Origin of the sequence: Nocardioides panacihumi (assembly GCF_039530925.1) — a bacterium.
Lineage (GTDB): Bacteria > Actinomycetota > Actinomycetes > Propionibacteriales > Nocardioidaceae > Nocardioides > Nocardioides panacihumi.
This window is the reverse complement of sequence record NZ_BAAAPB010000001.1, coordinates 341,163-358,235: the sequence shown is the minus strand read 5'-3', so window position 1 is coordinate 358,235 and position 17,073 is coordinate 341,163. Positions and strand designations below refer to the sequence as shown.

Annotated in this window: 19 protein-coding genes and 1 pseudogene; 14 read left to right on the top strand and 6 right to left on the bottom strand. The window is 72.1% G+C overall.

The annotated features are described in order from the left end of the window. The 6 genes from ABD205_RS01730 to ABD205_RS01705 form a co-directional block, all read left to right on the top strand. Positions 1 to 602 (top strand): aldehyde dehydrogenase family protein (locus ABD205_RS01730; RefSeq protein WP_344041769.1); only part of this gene is annotated, 602 nt, incomplete at its 5' end. Further along, positions 599 to 1,030 carry a VOC family protein gene (locus ABD205_RS01725; RefSeq protein ID WP_344041767.1) on the top strand — a complete coding sequence of 144 codons (432 nt, stop codon included), beginning with the start codon at positions 599 to 601 and terminating at the stop codon, positions 1,028 to 1,030. The genes ABD205_RS01730 and ABD205_RS01725, both read left to right, overlap by 4 nt. Further along, the gene (locus ABD205_RS01720; protein WP_344041765.1) at positions 1,027 to 1,800 is read left to right on the top strand and encodes an SDR family NAD(P)-dependent oxidoreductase; all 774 of its coding nucleotides are present in this window, start codon (positions 1,027 to 1,029) and stop codon (positions 1,798 to 1,800) included. The genes ABD205_RS01725 and ABD205_RS01720 overlap by 4 nt, the downstream gene beginning before the upstream one ends. 48 nt (positions 1,801 to 1,848) lie before the next feature. Then, entirely contained in the window at positions 1,849 to 2,796 is a 948-nt protein-coding gene (locus ABD205_RS01715; protein WP_344041763.1) for a VOC family protein, read from the top strand. 11 nt (positions 2,797 to 2,807) lie between these two features. Then, complete coding sequence (locus ABD205_RS01710) at positions 2,808 to 3,593, top strand: SDR family NAD(P)-dependent oxidoreductase (protein WP_344041761.1); 786 nt, start codon at positions 2,808 to 2,810, stop codon at positions 3,591 to 3,593. Between the two features lie 167 nt (positions 3,594 to 3,760). Further along, the gene (locus ABD205_RS01705) at positions 3,761 to 5,149 is read left to right on the top strand and encodes a putative bifunctional diguanylate cyclase/phosphodiesterase (protein WP_344041759.1); all 1,389 of its coding nucleotides are present in this window, start codon (positions 3,761 to 3,763) and stop codon (positions 5,147 to 5,149) included. Here the strand turns inward: ABD205_RS01705 and ABD205_RS01700 are convergent. The 6 genes from ABD205_RS01700 to ABD205_RS01675 all read right to left on the bottom strand — a co-directional run bounded on the left by ABD205_RS01700 (position 5,139) and on the right by ABD205_RS01675 (position 9,226). After that, on the bottom strand, positions 5,139 to 6,728 hold the full coding sequence (locus ABD205_RS01700) for a phytoene desaturase family protein (protein ID WP_344041757.1): 1,590 nt from the start codon (positions 6,726 to 6,728) through the stop codon (positions 5,139 to 5,141). The genes ABD205_RS01705 and ABD205_RS01700 overlap by 11 nt on opposite strands. Next, positions 6,725 to 7,159 carry an SRPBCC family protein gene (locus ABD205_RS01695; protein WP_344041755.1) on the bottom strand — a complete coding sequence of 145 codons (435 nt, stop codon included), beginning with the start codon at positions 7,157 to 7,159 and terminating at the stop codon, positions 6,725 to 6,727. Before ABD205_RS01695 ends, ABD205_RS01700 begins: the two co-directional genes overlap by 4 nt. A 62-nt stretch (positions 7,160 to 7,221) precedes the next feature. After that, positions 7,222 to 7,470: a hypothetical protein gene (locus ABD205_RS01690; protein WP_344041753.1), complete on the bottom strand. Its 249-nt coding sequence runs from the start codon at positions 7,468 to 7,470 to the stop codon at positions 7,222 to 7,224. A 30-nt stretch (positions 7,471 to 7,500) separates the two neighbouring features. After that, positions 7,501 to 8,367, bottom strand: a complete 867-nt coding sequence (locus ABD205_RS01685; RefSeq protein WP_344041751.1) for a fructosamine kinase family protein — start codon at positions 8,365 to 8,367, stop codon at positions 7,501 to 7,503. Then, positions 8,364 to 8,846, bottom strand: a complete 483-nt coding sequence (locus tag ABD205_RS01680; RefSeq protein ID WP_344041748.1) for a low molecular weight protein-tyrosine-phosphatase — start codon at positions 8,844 to 8,846, stop codon at positions 8,364 to 8,366. The genes ABD205_RS01685 and ABD205_RS01680 overlap by 4 nt, the downstream gene beginning before the upstream one ends. Continuing rightward, a complete protein-coding gene (locus tag ABD205_RS01675) occupies positions 8,843 to 9,226 on the bottom strand; it encodes a phage holin family protein (RefSeq protein ID WP_344041746.1) in 384 nt (127 codons plus the stop codon). The genes ABD205_RS01680 and ABD205_RS01675 overlap by 4 nt, the downstream gene beginning before the upstream one ends. A gap of 246 nt (positions 9,227 to 9,472) precedes the next feature. Here ABD205_RS01675 and ABD205_RS22600 point away from each other — a divergent pair. The 8 genes and pseudogenes from ABD205_RS22600 to ABD205_RS01640 form a co-directional block, all read left to right on the top strand. Next, positions 9,473 to 9,613, top strand: a pseudogene (locus tag ABD205_RS22600) (type IV toxin-antitoxin system AbiEi family antitoxin domain-containing protein); the annotation flags it as partial. Between the two features lie 117 nt (positions 9,614 to 9,730). Further along, a complete protein-coding gene (locus tag ABD205_RS01670; RefSeq protein WP_344041744.1) occupies positions 9,731 to 10,474 on the top strand; it encodes a hypothetical protein in 744 nt (247 codons plus the stop codon). Between the two features lie 124 nt (positions 10,475 to 10,598). Beyond that, on the top strand, positions 10,599 to 11,141 hold the full coding sequence (locus ABD205_RS01665) for a VanZ family protein (protein WP_344041742.1): 543 nt from the start codon (positions 10,599 to 10,601) through the stop codon (positions 11,139 to 11,141). Positions 11,142 to 11,146: 5 nt separating this feature from the next. Beyond that, positions 11,147 to 12,205: a histidinol-phosphate transaminase gene (gene hisC / locus ABD205_RS01660; RefSeq protein WP_344041740.1), complete on the top strand. Its 1,059-nt coding sequence runs from the start codon at positions 11,147 to 11,149 to the stop codon at positions 12,203 to 12,205. A 64-nt stretch (positions 12,206 to 12,269) separates the two neighbouring features. After that, on the top strand, positions 12,270 to 13,235 hold the full coding sequence (locus ABD205_RS01655; protein ID WP_344041738.1) for a glutathione S-transferase family protein: 966 nt from the start codon (positions 12,270 to 12,272) through the stop codon (positions 13,233 to 13,235). Between the two features lie 204 nt (positions 13,236 to 13,439). Continuing rightward, positions 13,440 to 14,549, top strand: coding sequence for a pyruvate dehydrogenase (acetyl-transferring) E1 component subunit alpha (gene pdhA / locus ABD205_RS01650; protein ID WP_344041736.1), 1,110 nt, complete (start codon positions 13,440 to 13,442; stop codon positions 14,547 to 14,549). Then, positions 14,546 to 15,520 (top strand): alpha-ketoacid dehydrogenase subunit beta, encoded by a 975-nt coding sequence (locus ABD205_RS01645; RefSeq protein ID WP_344041734.1) that lies wholly within the window; start codon positions 14,546 to 14,548, stop codon positions 15,518 to 15,520. The genes pdhA and ABD205_RS01645 overlap by 4 nt, the downstream gene beginning before the upstream one ends. Further along, on the top strand, positions 15,514 to 16,857 hold the full coding sequence (locus ABD205_RS01640) for a dihydrolipoamide acetyltransferase family protein (protein WP_344041732.1): 1,344 nt from the start codon (positions 15,514 to 15,516) through the stop codon (positions 16,855 to 16,857). Before ABD205_RS01645 ends, ABD205_RS01640 begins: the two co-directional genes overlap by 7 nt. Positions 16,858 to 17,073 lie beyond the last annotated feature (216 nt).

Sequence of the window (17,073 nt, the reverse complement as noted above, 5' to 3'; positions counted from 1 at the left end):
GCTTCAACAACAACGGCCAGAGCTGCGTGTGCGCGAAGCGCTTCATCGTGCACGCGGACGTCGCCGAGGAGTTCCTCGAGCGCTTCGTCGACGGCGTCGGGATGCTGCAGGTCGGCGACCCGGTCGACCCGGGCACCACGATCGGGCCGATGGCCCGGGCCGACCTTCGCGACGGGATCGTCCGCCAGGTCGAGCGCAGCGTCGAGCAGGGCGCCCGGCTCGTCGTCGGCGGGCACACGATCGACGGTCCGGGCTGCTACGTCGAGCCGACCGTGCTCGACGGCGTGGAGCCGGGGATGACCGCCTTCGTCGAGGAGACGTTCGGCCCGGTCGCCGCGCTGGTCAGGGCCCGCGACGACGACCATGCGGTCGAGCTCGCCAACGACACGACGTTCGGACTCGGCGCATCGGTGTGGGGGAGCGCCGAGCACGCGCTGGCCGTGGGCCGTCGGGTCCGGTCGGGTGCGCTCTTCGTCAACACGATGGTCGCCTCCGACCCGCGGCTGCCCTTCGGCGGCACGGGGCGCAGCGGCTACGGCCGCGAGCTCTCCGCCGAGGGCCTGCGCGAGTTCACCAACGTCCGGACGGTGGTGATCGCATGACGTTGGACCACGTCGGCCTCAACGTCGCCGACCTCGACGCGATGTCCGAGTGGTACTGCGCGGCGCTGAAGCTCGACGTCGAGTTCGAGTTCGCGCTCGACGCCGCTGCCGTCGGGTGCGACTTCCGCGGCGCGATGCTGCGCTCGCCCGACGGCTGGCGGCTGGAGCTGCTCTCCCGCCCCGGGAGCCGGCCCGGCCTCCAGGCGGCGAGCCCCGTCGAGGCCGCGCTGACCCGCGGCTTCGGGCACATCGCCCTCGACGTCCCCGACGTCGACGCGGCGTACGACGCCCTGACGGCCGCCGGCGCCGGCGATCGGATGAGCCCGCGGCCCTCGCCCGAGCCGGGCGTGCGGATGGCGTACGTCGCCGACCCCGAGGGCAACCTCGTCGAGCTGCTCGACCGGACGACGGCAGGGAGCCCGTCATGACCGGGCGACTCGAGGGCAGGATCGCGCTGATCACCGGCGTCGGCGGAGGCATCGGCGCCATCGCGGCGCGTCGGTTCGCCGCGGAGGGCGCCCGGGTCGTCGGCTGCGACCTGGACGAGGACGCGGCGGCCGCGACCGAGGAGCTGGTGCGCTCCGAGGGCGGCGAGATCACCGTGACAGGCGGCGTCGACCTGGGCGACGCGGACGCAGCCCGGGAGTGGGTCGACGCGGCCGTCGCGACGTACGGCGGCATCGACGTGCTCTACAACAACGCCTCGACCCAGCGGTTCGCGCCGATCGAGGACCTGTCGGTCGCCGACTGGGACTTCACGATGCGCAACGAGCTCGACCTCGTCTTCTACACCGTCAAGGCCGCCTGGCCGCACCTCAAGGCCCACGGCGGTGGCTCGATCGTCAACGTCGGCTCGATCGCGGCCACCCGCGGGGTCGAGTTCATGGCGCAGAACGCGCACAGCACCGCGAAGGGCGGCGTCGTGGCGCTGACGCTCCAGCTCGTCGTCGAGGGCGGCCCGCACGGCATCCGCGCCAACGTCATCAGCCCCGGTCTCATCGAGACGCCCAACACCGCCCCGATGCTGGCCGACCCGCCGGAGCGGATGCGACGCGTCGTGCTCGACCGGATCCCGCTCGGCCGGCACGGACGGCCCGACGACGTCGTCAACGCGGCGATCTTCCTGGCCTCCGACGAGTCGGCCTGGATCAGCGGCGCCCACCTGGTCGTCGACGGCGGCGGCTCCGTGCTCGGCTGAGCGCCCGCCCACACCCACGAACGCAGCACCCGAGAGAAGGAACAGCAGATGAGCCACCTCAACGAGCACGGCATCACCCACCTGCGGCACGTCGACCTGGCGGTGCCGGACTACGACACGCAGCGGTCGTTCTACAAGGAGACCTGGGGGCTCACCGAGGTGGGCACCGACGGCGACCTGTCCTACCTGGCGGCCGAGGGCTCGCCGGAGCAGTACGTCATCCGGCTGCGCAGGTCGGCCGACAAGCGGCTCGACCTGATCTCGTTCGGCGCCGAGAGCGCCGAGGCGGTCGACGCGCTCGCGGCGAAGCTCGGCACCCAGGGGGTGCAGCTGGTCGGCGAGCCGGACAAGCTGCAGACCGCCGGTGGCGGCTACGGCTTCCGCTTCTTCGACGTCGACGGTCGCACCGTCGAGATCTCGACGGACGTGGAGACCCGCCAGCACCGTGCGATCGAGGAGGGCGAGGCCATCCCGGTGCGCATCTCGCACGCCGTGATGAACTCGAACAACCCCAACGCGACCCGCGACTTCTACGCGAACGTGCTGGGCTTCAAGCTCTCCGACACCCTGTGGGGCGAGCACATGGGCGAGATGATGCACTTCATGCGGTGCAACGACTGGCACCACAGCCTGGCGATCGCCCGCGGCCCGCACACGTCCGTGCACCACGTCTCCTTCGAGATGCGCGGCCTGGACGAGTACATGCGCGGCACCGGCCGGGTCATGCGGGCCGGCATCAAGAAGATCTGGGGCCCGGGCCGGCACAACGCCGGCAACAACACGTTCACCTACTTCCTCGACCCCAGCGGCAACACGATGGAGTACACGACCGAGCTCGCCAAGATCGAGACCGACCAGTGGCACCCCTCGGTCTACGACATCGCCGACCCGATGACGCAGGACGTGTGGGGCACCGCGGACCCGATGAGCGAGATCATCGCGCGCGACAGCTTCAACGACCCCGACCGCGGCGTGTTCGTCGCGCCGCCGGTCTGATCGGCGCGTCGATGCGACTGCAGGACAAGGTCGTCGTCGTCACCGGCGCCGCCCGGGGCCAGGGCGCGGAGGAGGTCCGCGCGCTGGCCGCCGAGGGCGCGTACGTCGTCGCGACCGACGTGCTCGACTTCGACCCGCGTGACGAGGCGTGGGACGGCGGCCGCGTCGTCGAGCGCAGGCTCGACGTCACCGACGCCGACGGCTGGGCCGAGCTCGCCGACCGGCTGCGCGCCGAGCACGGCCGCGTCGACGCGCTGGTCAACAACGCCGGCGTCGCGGCGCGCGAGCGGCTGCCGCACGTCTCGCTCGAGGCCTGGCAGCGCACCTTCGACATCAACGTCACCGGCCCGATGCTCGGCATCCAGGCGCTGGTGCCGCTGATGCCGGCGGGCTCCTCGATCGTGAACATCTGCTCGGTCGCCGCGATGTCCGGGCACGCGGCGGCGGCGTACACGGCCAGCAAGTGGGCGCTGCGCGGACTGACACGGAGCGCGTCGCTGGAGCTCGGCAGGCTCGGCATCCGGGTCAACGCCGTCATGCCCGGTCTCGTCGACACCCCGCTGATGGCGGCCGCGTCGCCGGCGTTCTTCGACGCGGCGCTCGCCGAGATCCCGCTCGGCCGTGTCGGCGTCCCGGCCGACATCGCCCCGACGATCGTCTTCCTCGTCGCCGACGACTCCGCCTACTACAGCGGCGCCGAGCTCGTCATCGACGGCGGCCTGACCGCGCACGTCTCCCACAAGGGCATCGCCGACGCCACCAGACCGGCACCCGAGCCGGGGCCGCGGGATCGGTAGCAGGTCTTCTCGGCGAAATCGCGCAGCAACGCCGTCCGCCTGCCGATCCAACCCTCGGGTGCCGAAGGATCGGCGCTCGTCAGTGGTCTCATGGAGGAGTCCAGGTGGAAGCGCGACACCGTCGGAGGACCGACTCGCCGACCGGACGACCGGTCTGGCTGAGCAGGATGACCGCTGCGCTCGGGTCCGCCCCGACCGGTCGCCGACGCAACCACGAGGTGCCCGTGGAAGTCGTCGAGCGCGTCGTCGCGGCCGAGGCCGGACGCGACGTCGACCCGGTGACCGGGTTCGTGCAGTACGAGCCCGTCGATGCCGCGGTCCTCGGCCCGTTCACCGCCGCAGTGCTGGTGGTCGAGGTCGACAACTTCCTGATGACGAGCCACATCGTCGGCTGCGAGGCGGGCGAGCTGATGCTGGTCGAGGCCGCCGAGCGGGTCCAGCAGGCCGCGACCGCCCTCAACGGGCGCGTACGCCGGATGAGCGGACCGCACTTCCTCGTGATGGTGCCGTTCGCCCGCAGGTCCGAGCTCCACGACGTGGCCAGCCACCTCGCTCTCGTCGACGACCGGCCGGCCGCGTCGGACGCCGGCGCTCTGACCGTCGGCATCGCGCTGGCGATGCGGGACGGGGCCGACGTACCGTCCCTGATCCGGGCCGGGATGGTCGCCGTGGCGCACGGCAGGCGCGAGCACCCGGGGACGGCCGTGTTCTACGAGGCGGAGATGGCCGAGGAGGCCTGGGACCGGTACACCGTCGGGAGGGCGCTGCGGGCGGCGATCGACCGCCGCGAGATCACTCTCGTCTACCAGCCGCAGATCGACCTCGACACCGGCGCCGTGGTCGGCGTCGAGGTGCTGTCGCGGTGGACCGACGAGGTCCACGGGCCGATCTCGCCGGCGCGCTTCGTGCGGATCGCCGACCAGCTCGGTCTGGGACGGGCGCTCGATGCCCTCGTCTTCAACAAGGCGCTCGCCCAGCTGCGGGCGTGGGACGAGGCAGGCGTCCACATCCCGCGGCTGTCGATCAACGCCTCGCCGGAGACGCTGCGCGGCCGGCGCGTGCCGCAGACGGTCGCGGAGACGCTGCGCCGTCACGGCGTCGCTGCCGAGCGCATCACGGTCGAGCTCATCGAGAGCCGGCTCCTCGACGCCGACGTGGGACTCGACACGCTGCGCCGGCTGCGGGACCTCGGCATGCGGGTGAGCCTGGACGACTTCGGCACGGGCTATGCGTCCTTCGGTCAGCTGGTGACGCTGCCGATCGACGAGCTGAAGATCGACCGGTCGTTCCTGTCGGACTCCGAGGACCCGGTGACCAGCGGGGCCGTGGTCGCGGCGATCGTGCGGGTCGGGCAGACGCTCGGCCTCGACATCGTGGCCGAGGGCATCGAGCGGGTCGACCAGCAGCAGCTGCTGCGCACGCTGCGCTGCCCGGTCGGGCAGGGCTACCTGTACTCGCGGCCGCTCGCCGCCGACGACTTCATCGCCTGGCTCGCGCACCGGAACTCGGGCGCTGCCGAGCTGCCCGCCGACGCCGTCGTGCAGGTCACCGCCTGAACAACCGGCCTGCCCTCGCGAGCCGCTCGTGCACGAGGGCGGCCCGGGCGGCGTTCATGCCGGCGGCGCCGTGGACGCCGCCGCCCGGGTGCGCGGACGCCGAGCCGAGGTAGAGCCCGCGGATGCCCGTCTCGGAGCGTCCGAGTCCGGGGACCGGACGGAAGACGAGCTGCTGGTGCAGCTGCGCCGTGCCGCCGTTGATCGCGCCGCCGACCAGGTTGGCGTCCAGCTCCTCGAACTGCCGCGGACCGAGCACGCGCCGCGCGATGACCCGGCTGCCGAACCCCGGCGCGAGTCGCTCGAGTCGCTCCTGCATGCGGTCGGCGTACCGCTCGCACTCGTCCTCGTCCCACCGCCCGGTCAGTCCGTCCGCCCCGGCGTCGCGCTCGACCACCTGCGGCACGTGGCTGTAGGCCCAGAGCGACTCCGTGCCTGCCGGCGAGCGGGTCGGGTCGGTCGTCGTCATCTGGCCGACCAGCAGGAAGGGGCTGTCCGGCACGGTGCGGCCGGTGATCTGCTGTCCCGTCCGGCTCAGCTCGTCGACGGAGTCCGCGACGTGCACGGTGCCGGGAGCGTACGACGGCGGGCGGGCCCACGGGACCGCGCCGGACAGCGCCCAGTCGACCTTGACCGTCCCCGGGTCGAGCTGGAACCCGCGCATCCCCGCGGCGACCCGCGCGGGCACGTCCTCGGGGGGCACGAGGCCTCCGAAGAGCTTCGACGCGATGACGTCGGCGACCACGACCCGGCACGCGAAGCGCTCACCCGAGCCGGTGCGCACCCCGGTCACCCGGCCGCCCGCGACATCGATGCGGGTGACCTCGGCGCCGCAGACCAGGTCGCCGCCGCGGCTGCGGAGCCGGTCGGCGAGCGCGGCGGCGATGCGACCGGCTCCGCCCTCGGGCGCCGGGAACCCGACGGTCTGGCCGAGCATCGTCAGCAGGATGCCGAAGAGCGCGGACCCCGGTGAGGACAGCGGGATGTCCGCGTGGGCCGCGTTGCCCGCGAGCAGCAGGCGCGGGCCCTCACCGCGGAAGCGCAGCCGGCCGAGGTCGGCGACGGGCATGAGGAGGTCGCGGACCAGGCCCAGTCCGCCGGCGCCCGGCAGCCGCAGCAGCGCGCCGAGCCCGTGCCGGACCGGCGGGAGAGGGGTGAGCAGCGCTCCGACGACCTGGTCGCCGATCCTGTCCCACTGGCGGCACAGCTCCAGCCAGGCGTCGCCGTCGCCGGGAGCCAGGTCGTCGAGGTTCGCAGCGGTCACGTCCCGGTCGCGGTGCAGCACCGCCCAGCGGCCGTCGGGCACCGCATGGGCGACGACGGCGGGAGCGTGGCGCCAGACGAGGCCGTGCTCCTCGAGCCGCAGCGACCGGACGGTCGGCGAGGCGGCGGCGAGTGGGTAGAACGAGCTGAAGGTGTCGTGCACGAACTCCTCGTGCACGTCACGGCCGCTGCGGACGGCGCCGCCGGGCTCGGGCTGCGCCTCCAGGACGAGGACGGACCAGCCCGCGTCCGCCAGGTGGTTGGCGGCGACGAGGCCGTTGGGTCCGGCCCCGACGACGATGGCGTCGTACGTCGTCACGAACGGCCTTCGGCGAGCATCGCGAGCCTGCGCAGGGTCTCCTTGTTGCGCCAGTGCAGTGCACCGGCCCGCAACGGCTTCGGCAGCGCGGTGCCGGGCCCGTCGGTGACGTCCTCCTGCAGCTCGATCTCGGTGCCGCCGTCGGTCGGCCGCAGCCGCAGCAGGACGCGGGCCTCGCCGAGCGGCCACGCGCGCGCCTGCAGCTCGAGGCTGTCGCCGGGCTGGCAGGAGATCACCTCGGTGTGGTCGTCGAGCAGCACCGGCCAGAGGCCGACCGAGTGATGCAGCCGGGCGCCGGGCGCGGGCCAGGCGTCGTCCACGCCCCGGATCCGGCAGGCTCCGACGACCCAGAGCGGGAAGAGCCAACCGTCGGAGAGCACGTCCCAGACCTTGTCAGGGGTGGTCTCGGCTGTCCACGTCGTCGTCGCCATGGCGGTCCGGTGACCGGGGGGACGTGCCCGAAACGTGACTCGCGGATCTCCCCCGGGTGGTCTCAGGCGCGGTGCCGCCCTCTGGCCTCGACGCGCGGGCGCAGCTCGGCCGCGGCCTCCGGCCAGCGCGACTCCAGCTCGGCCAGCGCCTCGGCCAGGACGGTCATGTCGAGGGCCTCCGGATGGTCGGCGGAGGTGAACAGCAACGTCTCGATCGACTCGACGAGGGCATGGAACTCCTCCTCCTCGGCGCAGTCAAACGCGGAGGCACGGGACTGCTGCCGCGGCACGAGGAGTGCGAGTGCGTTCATGTCCCGTCAACGACGGGTCGCACGGGTGCGTTACGTCGGGCGCGGCACGTAGCGCGCCGCGAGGGTGGCCGCGCGGGCGCCGTACCCCGCTCCGAAGAGGGCCGCGTGCACCAGCAGCGGGAAGAGCTGGTGCAGCGCGATCCGCTCCTCCCAGCCGTCGCCGAGAGGATGCACCTCGTCGTAGGCGTCGAGCAGCCGCTCGAGCTGGGGCAGGCCGAAGAGCGAGAGCATGGCGAGGTCCATCTCGCGGTGCCCGCAGTAGGCCGCCGGGTCGATCACCCAGGCGCTCCCGTCGCTGCCCCACAGGACGTTGCCGTTCCACAGGTCGCCGTGCAGCCGGGCCGGCGGCTCCGCGGGGAGCAGTGAGTCGAGGCGGGGTACGACGGCCTCGATCGTGCGCGCCTGGGCGTCGTCGAGGGCGCCGCGGTCGTGCGCGAGCCTGAGGTAGGGGAGAAGTCGGCGGGTGGCGTAGAACTCCGGCCAGGTCGGCGCGGTGCGGTTGGGCAGCGGGAGCGTCGCGATGAACCCGTCGGCCTCCAGGCCGAAGCCGTCGCACGGGCGCTGGTGCGCGGCCGCCAGCGCCCGGCCGAGCGCGTCGGCTCCCTCGCCGGTGGGCTTGCCCGGCTCGATCCAGCGCAGGATCACGCAGTCGTCGGCGGCCGCGAGCAGCTCCGGCACCGGGAGGCCCGCCTCGCCCAGCCAGGCCAGCCCGCGCGCCTCCGCCCGGAAGAAGCCCGCCGGCGGGTGCGGGAGCGTCTTCATCAGCGCGACGCTGCCGTCGTTGAGGCGCAGCTTGGTCGCCCTGGCGATGTCCCCGCCTGCGACAGGTGAGGTGGCGACGACGGGAGTGCCGAGGAGCTCCTCGGCACGCCGGGCGACCACGGATGCGCGGCTCACCGCGCGCGCAGCTCCTCGACCAGCATCCCTGCGGTCCGCTCCACCATCGCCAGCACCTCCTCGAAGCCCTCGTCGCCACCGTAATAGGGGTCCGGAACCTCGCCCGTGCCCGCCGGGTCGAAGTCGCGGAAGAGCCTGACCCGGTCGGAGCGGCCACCGAGGTCGCGCAGGTTGCTGTCGTCCATGGCGAGGACGAGGTCGAAGCGGTCGAGCCAGTCGTCCCCGACCTGCCGGGCGCGATGCGTCGACGGGTCGTAACCGTGCCGTCGCAGGGTCGCCGCCGCGCGTGCGTCCATCGGCTGCCCGACGTGCCAGTCGCCGGTGCCGGCGCTGCGGATCTCGACGTCTCGCCCCTGCCCCGCAGGCTGCTGCCGCAGCTGCTCCTGCAGCACGACGTCGGCCATCGCTGAGCGGCAGATGTTGCCGAGGCAGACCAGCGCGACGGCGTACCGCCCCTCGACGCGGGGCGCCGGGATCACCGGTCGAGGACCTTGTCGACGAACCAGGTGACGATCGTGATGATGATCGCGCCACCCACTGCCGGCCAGAATCCGGTCACCTCGAAGCCGAGGCCGAGCTTGTCGGCGAGCCAGCCGGTGAGCAGCAGCATCAGGGCGTTGATGACCAGCAGGAACAGCCCGAGGGTCAGCAGGATGATCGGCAGGCTGAGGAGCTTGAGGATCGGCTTCACCAGCGCGCTGACGACCCCGAGGATGACCGCCACGCCGATCAGCGGCAGCAGCTTGTGCCGGAGCTCCTCGGCGCCCTGCGTCGGCCCCGTGAACCTGATCCCGTCGATCAGCCATGCCGCCACCGCGAGTGCGACCGCGTTGCTGATCAGCCAGCCGAGGATCCTCACGCCGGTCAGTCAAGCACAGCCCTGGTCGGTCGGGTCGGGCGTCGGCGTACGTCTTGGGTAACTCATCGTTCGCTGGGGTAGGAGTCCGTTCGAACGGCCTTCTTCTTCGGCGAACGCTGAGTTACCCGGCCCGCTCACGCCTCACGGGGGGCCGGCCACCGTCCACAGAGCACGGTGCTGCCGGGTCATCCACAGCGGACGGCCGCACGAGTGTTGGGAGGCGCATCAGCGGCCGAGCATCGCAGCATGACCCCGCGCATCATCGCCGAGCTCGCCGCCAATCACGGACTGATCACGAGGAAGCGAGCCCTCGAGCTCGGACTGAGCGACGGTGAAGTGGCCGATCTGGTCCGCCGGGGCGCCTGGCGTCGCCTCCGCCGAGGTGTCTACGTGCTGGCAGAGGTGGACATCGCCGCCGTGAGCTTCGCCGACCGGCGGCGGCTGACGGACCGAGCCGCCTGCCTGGCGATCAGGCGAGAGTTCGTACGCAGCCACACGACCGCGATGCTCGAGCTCGGCGTCCCCATCCTGCTGCCGAGCAGACCGATGGCCCATGTGACGAGGAACTGCCTGGCGACCCAGCACAAGTACGGCGTGAAGCATCACCTCGCGCCGTACCGACCCGGTGATGTTGTGGGGATCAACGGCTTCGCCGTGCTCGGCCATGTGCGGTCGGCGATCGACATCGCTCGGGAGTACGGACACCCGTACGGCGTCGTCGCGATCGATCGAGTTCGCTGGCTCGGGCACTCGGAGGCCGAGCTAGCGGAGGTCATCGAGACGCAGATGAAGTTCTGGCCCGATCGTCGTGATGCGCTCCGCGCGCTCGAACAGTCCTGCCCGGGCTCGGAGTCCGTGGCCGAGACTCTCGGGAGAGACCTCGTCGAGGAGCTGGGGGTCACAGGCATCGAAACGCAGTTCGGGCTCACAGACGGACGCAGGACGCACTTCGCCGACCTGAGGCTCGGCCGGCATCTGATCGAGATCGATGGCAGGCAGAAGTATGTGAAGGACAACGGCCCGACGCTCGGAGACATCGACGACGTCATCCTTGCCGAGAAGCAGCGTGAGGACTGGTTCCGCGGCTTTCACCTCGGGATGTCCCGGCTGACTTGGAGCGATGTCTGGGGTCCCGGTCGTCAGGCGGCCAAGGAGCGACTCCGGCGCGAGTTGGCGCAGACGGATCGACTCTGGGGCACGGCGATCGATGATCTTGAGCGATTCCGGGTCCGGCGGCGTGCCGCCTGACGCGGTCAGCCGAGGGCGTAACTCACCGTTCGATGACGTTCCGGGCCGTTCCATCGGCCTTCCACCTTCGCCAACAGTGAGTTACCCCGACCGGCCCAGACACTCGCCCCCTAGGGTCTGAGGCGTGTTCCCGTTCGGCGGCGTCCCGGTCATGCTGCTCGGTGCGCTGATCGCGGGGATCGTGCTCGCCGCCGTTGCCCTGCTGGCGACCCGGCGGCTCGGGTGGCGGGCGGCGTGGGTGACGGCGGCGCTGCTGTGGACGCTGGCGGTGATCGGCCTGGTCACCCTGATCCCGCCGTACGGCGCCCCGGGCATCGTCTCGGCCGAGGGCCGCCTCGCGACCTGCTCCTGGGACATCGGCGGCCCGGCGCCGAACGGGTTCTGGATCTTCGCCAGCGGCCAGCGGCTCCTCAACACCGTCCTCTTCATCCCGTCGGGCGTCCTGCTCGTCGTGGTGGCGACGCGCTGGCGGCACGCCTGGCTCACCATCCCGCTCGGCCTGGTCGCCCTGGCGGCGTACTCCGCCGCCATCGAGTGGACCCAGCTCGTGCTCGCGCGGATCGACCGGGCGTGCGACGTCACCGACTTCGTCGACAACACGACGGGCGCCGTGATCGGCGTCGGCATCGGCCTGTTGCTCGTCGCGGGCCGTCGCCTCCTACGCTGACCTCCGTGACAGGTCCGCAGCCCCGCCCCAGTGTCGCCGCCATGCCGGCGTACGTCGCCGGCAAGCCCGCCCCGGCCGACGCGTTCAAGCTCTCGTCCAACGAGAACCCCTACCCGCCGCTGCCCGGCGTCCTCGAGGCCGCCGTCACGGCCGCCGCGTCGATGAACCGTTACCCGGACATGGGCAACACGGCGCTGTACGCCGCCCTCGCCGAGATGTACGACGTCCCGGTGGCCGACCTCGCCGTCGCCACCGGCTCGACGGGGCTCATCTACGGCCTGCTGAGTGCGTTCTGCGAGCCGGGCGACGAGGTGGTCTACGCCTGGCGCTCGTTCGAGGCCTACCCGATCGCGGTGCTGGCGGCCGGGGCGACGTCGGTCCAGGTGCCCAACACCGCCGATGGTCGCCACGACCTCGACGCGCTCGCGGCGGCGATCGGACCGCGGACCAAGGTCGTCCTGCTGTGCAGCCCCAACAACCCGACGGGACCGGCGCTCACCCAGACGGAGGTCGACGGGTTCCTGAGCCGGGTGCCGGACGACGTGCTGGTGGTGCTGGACGAGGCCTACATCGAGTTCGTCCGGATCGACGACCCGGTCGACGGCATCGCGACCTACCGCCGGCACGACAACGTGGCCGTGCTGCGGACGTTCTCGAAGGCCTACGGCCTCGCCGGCTTCCGGGTCGGCTACTCGATCGCGCCGGCGCCGATCGCGGCGGCGCTGCGGGGCGTCACCCTGCCGTTCGGGGTCAACCTCGTCGCCCAGGCCGCCGCGGTCGCGTCGCTCGAGGCCCGGCCCGAGCTCGAGGAGCGGGTCGAGGCGCTGGTCGCCGAGCGCACCCGCGTGGTCGAGGCTGTCCGCGCCGCCGGCTGGCGGGTCCCGGACGCCCAGGGCAACTTCGTGTGGCTGCCGGTCGAGGCGGACCGGATCGCCGCGTTCGTCGAGGCCGCCGAGGCCGCCGGCATCACGGTGCGCCCGCTCGGCAGCGACGGCGTCAGGGTGTCGATCGGCGAGCCGGAGGGCAACGACCGGCTGATCAAGATCGCCGGGTCGTTCCGCTGAGCAGCGCGTCGGGTGACCGACGGCACCGGCGTACGAACCCTGTCGCCTGGATAACGGGAGCCGCATGACCGAGGACCTCAAGCCGACGTACGTGGAGAAGGGGCGGGAGTTCGACCGCGACATGCGGTACATCCCCGACCGGATCACGAAGGACGCCCGGCTGCCGCACCGCGGCCCCGCGACGGTGCCGCTGTGGCCGGTCGAGCCGAGCCGTTACCGCCTGGTCGCGGCGCGGGCCTGCCCGTGGGCCAACCGGTCGATCATCGTCCGGCAGCTGCTCGGCCTCGAGGACGTCATCTCGCTGGGCACGCCCGGTCCGACCCACGACAAGCGCAGCTGGACGTTCGACCTCGACCCCGGGGGCCGCGACCGGGTGCTCGGCATCGAGCGGATCCAGGAGGCCTACCTCAAGCGCTACCCCGACTACCCGCGCGGCATCACCGTGCCCGCGATCGTGGACGTCCCGACGGGTCTGGTCGTCACCAACGACTTCCCGTGGATCACCCACGACCTGTTCTTCGAGTGGCAGGACTTCCACGCCGACGGCGCGCCCGACCTGTGGCCCGATGCGCTCCGCGAGGAGATGGACACGGTCATGGAGCGGATCTTCAACGAGGTCAACAACGGCGTCTACCGTTGCGGTTTCGCCGGCTCCCAGGAGGCGTACGACGCCGCGTTCACGCGCCTCTTCGCCGCGCTCGACTGGCTGGAGTCCCGGCTGGCGGACCGCCGCTACCTGATGGGCGACACGATCACCGAGGCCGACGTGCGGCTCTACACGACGCTCGCGCGCTTCGACGCCGTCTACCACGGCCACTTCAAGTGCAACCGCAACAAGCTCACCGAGATGCCGGTGCTGTGGGCGTACGCCCGTGACCTGTACCAGACCCCCGGATTCGGCGACAACACCGACTTCGACCAGATCAAGGCGCACTACTACGTCGTCCACCACGACATCAACCCGTCCGGGATCATCCCCCAGGGCCCCGACGAGTCGGTGTGGCTGGAGCCGCACGGCCGGGCCGGGTGACGGGGGAGTGACCCCGCCCGCCGCGCCGACGGGGTGGGCTCCGATGGGTTCGGCGTACGGCCGGGTAGCGGGTACGTTGGGCCTCAGCCCGTCTGTGGGCCAGGTCACAGGCGCCGCAACACCCCCGCGGACGCGCGTGACCGTCCGGAGCGCGGTGAGGCCGGGGACCCCGGCAGACCGCCCGATGTATGAGGAGAGCGTGCCGTGCCCGACGCCCCCGGTGACACGAGTTTCGTGCAACTGCTGACCCCCGAAGGAGAGCGGGTCGAGCACCCCGACTACTCCTTCGACGGCGACGACGAGGTCGTCCGCGGCCTCTACCGCGACATGGTGCTGACGCGCCGCCTCGACGTGGAGGCGACGGCACTGCAGCGCCACGGCGAGCTGGGCATCTGGGCCCAGCTCCTCGGCCAGGAGGCCGCGCAGATCGGTGCTGGACGGGCCCTGCGCCCGCAGGACTACGTCTTCCCGACCTACCGCGAGCACGCCGTCGCCTGGTGCCGCGGCGTCGACCCGCTCAAGCTGCTCAGCATCTGGCGTGGCTGCGACCAGGGCTCGTGGGACCCGGCGGAGCACAACTTCCACCTCTACACCGTCGTCATCGGCTCGCAGACCCTGCACGCCACCGGCTACGCCATGGGCGTCCAGCGCGACGGCCTCGTGGGCACCGGCGACCCCGAGCGCGACACCGCGGTCGTCGCCCACTTCGGCGACGGCGCGTCGTCGCAGGGCGACGTCAACGAGGCGTTCGTCTTCGCGGCGTCCTACAACGCCCCCGTGGTGTTCTTCTGCCAGAACAACCAGTGGGCCATCTCCGAGCCGTTCGAGCGCCAGTCGCGCATCCCGCTCAAGGAGCGCGCCAGCGGCTTCGGCTTCCCGGGCGTCCGCGTCGACGGCAACGACGTCCTCGCGACGTACGCCGTCATGAAGTCGGCCCTCCAGCGCGCCCGTGAGGGCGGCGGCCCGAGCCTGGTCGAGGCCTACACCTACCGGATGGGCGCCCACACCACGACCGACGACCCGACCCGCTACCGGCACTCGGCCGACGTCGAGCACTGGAAGCTCAAGGACCCGATCGCCCGCGTCGAGGTCTACCTGCGTCGCAACGGCCTGGCCGACGAGGGCTTCTTCGGTGGCGTGGCCGCCGAGGCCGACGCCCTCGGCGAGCGGCTGCGCGACGGATGCAAGGCGCTGCCCGACCCCTCACCGGTGGCGCTGTTCGACAACGTCTTCACCGAGATTCCGGACGAGCTGGCGCACCAGCGTGACGAGTACGCGGCCTACGCCGCGTCGTTCGAGGAGGTCGGGGCATGAAGCTGACACTCGCCAAGGCGCTCAACTCCGGCCTGCGGCAGGCCATGGAGCACGACCAGAAGGTCGTCCTCATGGGCGAGGACATCGGCCGTCTCGGCGGCGTCTTCCGGATCACCGACGGGCTGCAGAAGGACTTCGGCGAGGACCGGGTCATCGACACCCCGCTCGCCGAGTCCGGCATCGTGGGCACGGCCGTCGGCCTCGCCCTGCGCGGCTACAAGCCGGTCGTCGAGATCCAGTTCGACGGGTTCGTCTACCCGGCGTACGACCAGATCGTCACGCAGGTCGCCAAGATGCACTACCGCTCCGGCGGTCGGCTGCCCATGCCGATGGTCATCCGCATCCCGTTCGGCGGCGGCATCGGCGCCGTGGAGCACCACAGCGAGTCGCCGGAGGCGCAGTTCGCGCACACGCCCGGGCTCAAGGTGGTCGCGTGCTCCAACCCGGCCGACGCCTACTGGATGATCCAGCAGGCGATCGCGTCGCCCGACCCGGTGATCTTCCTCGAGCCGAAGCGGCAGTACCACGCCGGCGCCATCGAGGTGGACGTCGACGGGACCCCGGGCCCGCTCTTCGCCTCGAAGGTCGTCCGCGAGGGCGACGACGTCACCATCTGCGCCTACGGCCCGACGGTCGGCGTCGCGCTGCGCGCCGCCGACGCGGCCGCGGCCGAAGGCCGCTCGATGGAGGTCATCGACCTGCGCACGCTCTCGCCGCTCGACCTCGGTCCGGTGGAGGAGTCAGTACGCCGTACCGGCCGGTGCGTCGTCGTCCACGAGGCGCACACCAACCTCGGCATGGGCGCCGAGATCGCCGCCCGGATCACCGAGTCGTGCTTCTACTCGCTGGAGGCGCCCGTGCTGCGCGTGGGCGGCTACGACACGCCGTACCCGCCCGCCCGCGTGGAGCACTCGTGGCTCCCGGACCTCGACCGGCTTCTCGACATGGTGGACAGGAGTTTCGCGTGGTGACGGCGACGACCCAGGAGTTCAAGCTGCCCGACGTCGGCGAGGGCCTCGTCGAGGCCGAGCTGGTGTCGTGGCACGTGGCGGTGGGTGACACCGTCCAGATCAACGACATCGTCTGCGAGATCGAGACGGCCAAGTCGGTCGTCGAGCTGCCCTCGCCCTTCGCCGGCATCGTCGAGGCGATCCTCGTGGAGGTCGGCGCGACGGTCGAGGTCGGCACCCCGATCATCCGCATCGGCAGCGGCAACGCCCCGGCGGGCGGCGCCTCGGAGTTCGTCCCACCGGCCGCCACGGAGGCGCGCGCGGAGGAGCCTGCCGGCGACACGCCGGGCACGCTCGTCGGCTACGGGCCGCGGGAGGCCTCGACGCAGCGACGCGCACGTCGGGCGGCCGATCCGTCCGGCCGGTCCGGCGGGCAGCACGCCGCCGCGTCCGGCCCGGTGCTCGCCAAGCCGCCGGTGCGTCTCGCCGCGCGGGAGGCCGGGATCGACCTGCGCGACGTCGCGCCGACCGGCCGGCACGGCGACGTGACCCGCGAGGACCTGGCGTCGTCCCCGTCCCAGCCCGCGACGTCATACGAGTCGGCGGCTCCGGCAGCCAGGGCGTATGACGTCCCGCAGCCCGTCTACACCGGGCGGGTGACCCGCGAGCCGATCAAGGGCGTCCGCAAGATGATGGGCCAGGCCATGTCGGCCAGCGCCTTCACCGTCCCGCACGTCACGATCTGGACGAGCGTCGACGTCACCGAGACGACGCGGCTGGTGGCCAGGCTCAAGTCGGACCCGGCGTACGCCGGCGTGCGCGTCAGCCCTCTGCTGCTGCTCGCCCGCGCCTGCACCGAGGCGCTGCGCAAGCACCCGCTGCTCAACGCGGTGTGGGACGAGCCGGCCCAGGAGGTCGTGCTGCGGCACTACGTCAACCTCGGCGTCGCCGCGGCCACGCCCCGCGGTCTGGTCGTGCCGAACATCAAGGACGCCGACCTGATGAGCGGTCCCGACCTCGGCCGGGCGATCAACGCGCTCACCGACGTCGCCCGCGAGGGGAAGACGCAGCCGGCGCAGCAGCAGGGCGGCACGTTCACGATCACGAACGTCGGCCCCTTCGGGATGGAGGGCGGCACCCCCATCATCAACCCGGGCGAGTCGGCGATCCTCTGCTTCGGCGCCGTGTCGAAGCGGCCATGGGTCGTCTCCGCCGACGGCGAGGACCGGCTCGCCGTACGTGACGTGTGCACGCTCTCCCTGTCGTTCGACCACCGGCACGTCGACGGCGCGACCGGCTCGGCGTTCCTCGCCGACGTCGCGGCCGCCATGGCCGACCCGTCGCAGCTGCTGGCCTGATCGCCGAGACGTCGATCCAAACGGTCCGAGACGTCAATCCGTACGGTCCGAGACGTCAATCCGTCAGGACGGACTGACCGCTCGGACCGTACGGATCGACCTCTCGGCGCGCCGGGGGTAACCGTCTGTTCGATACGGCAACCGTCCCTTCGACACGCCTCCTGACCGTTGCAAGGGTCAGGAGGCGTATCGAACAGACGGTTACCCCTGCCGACC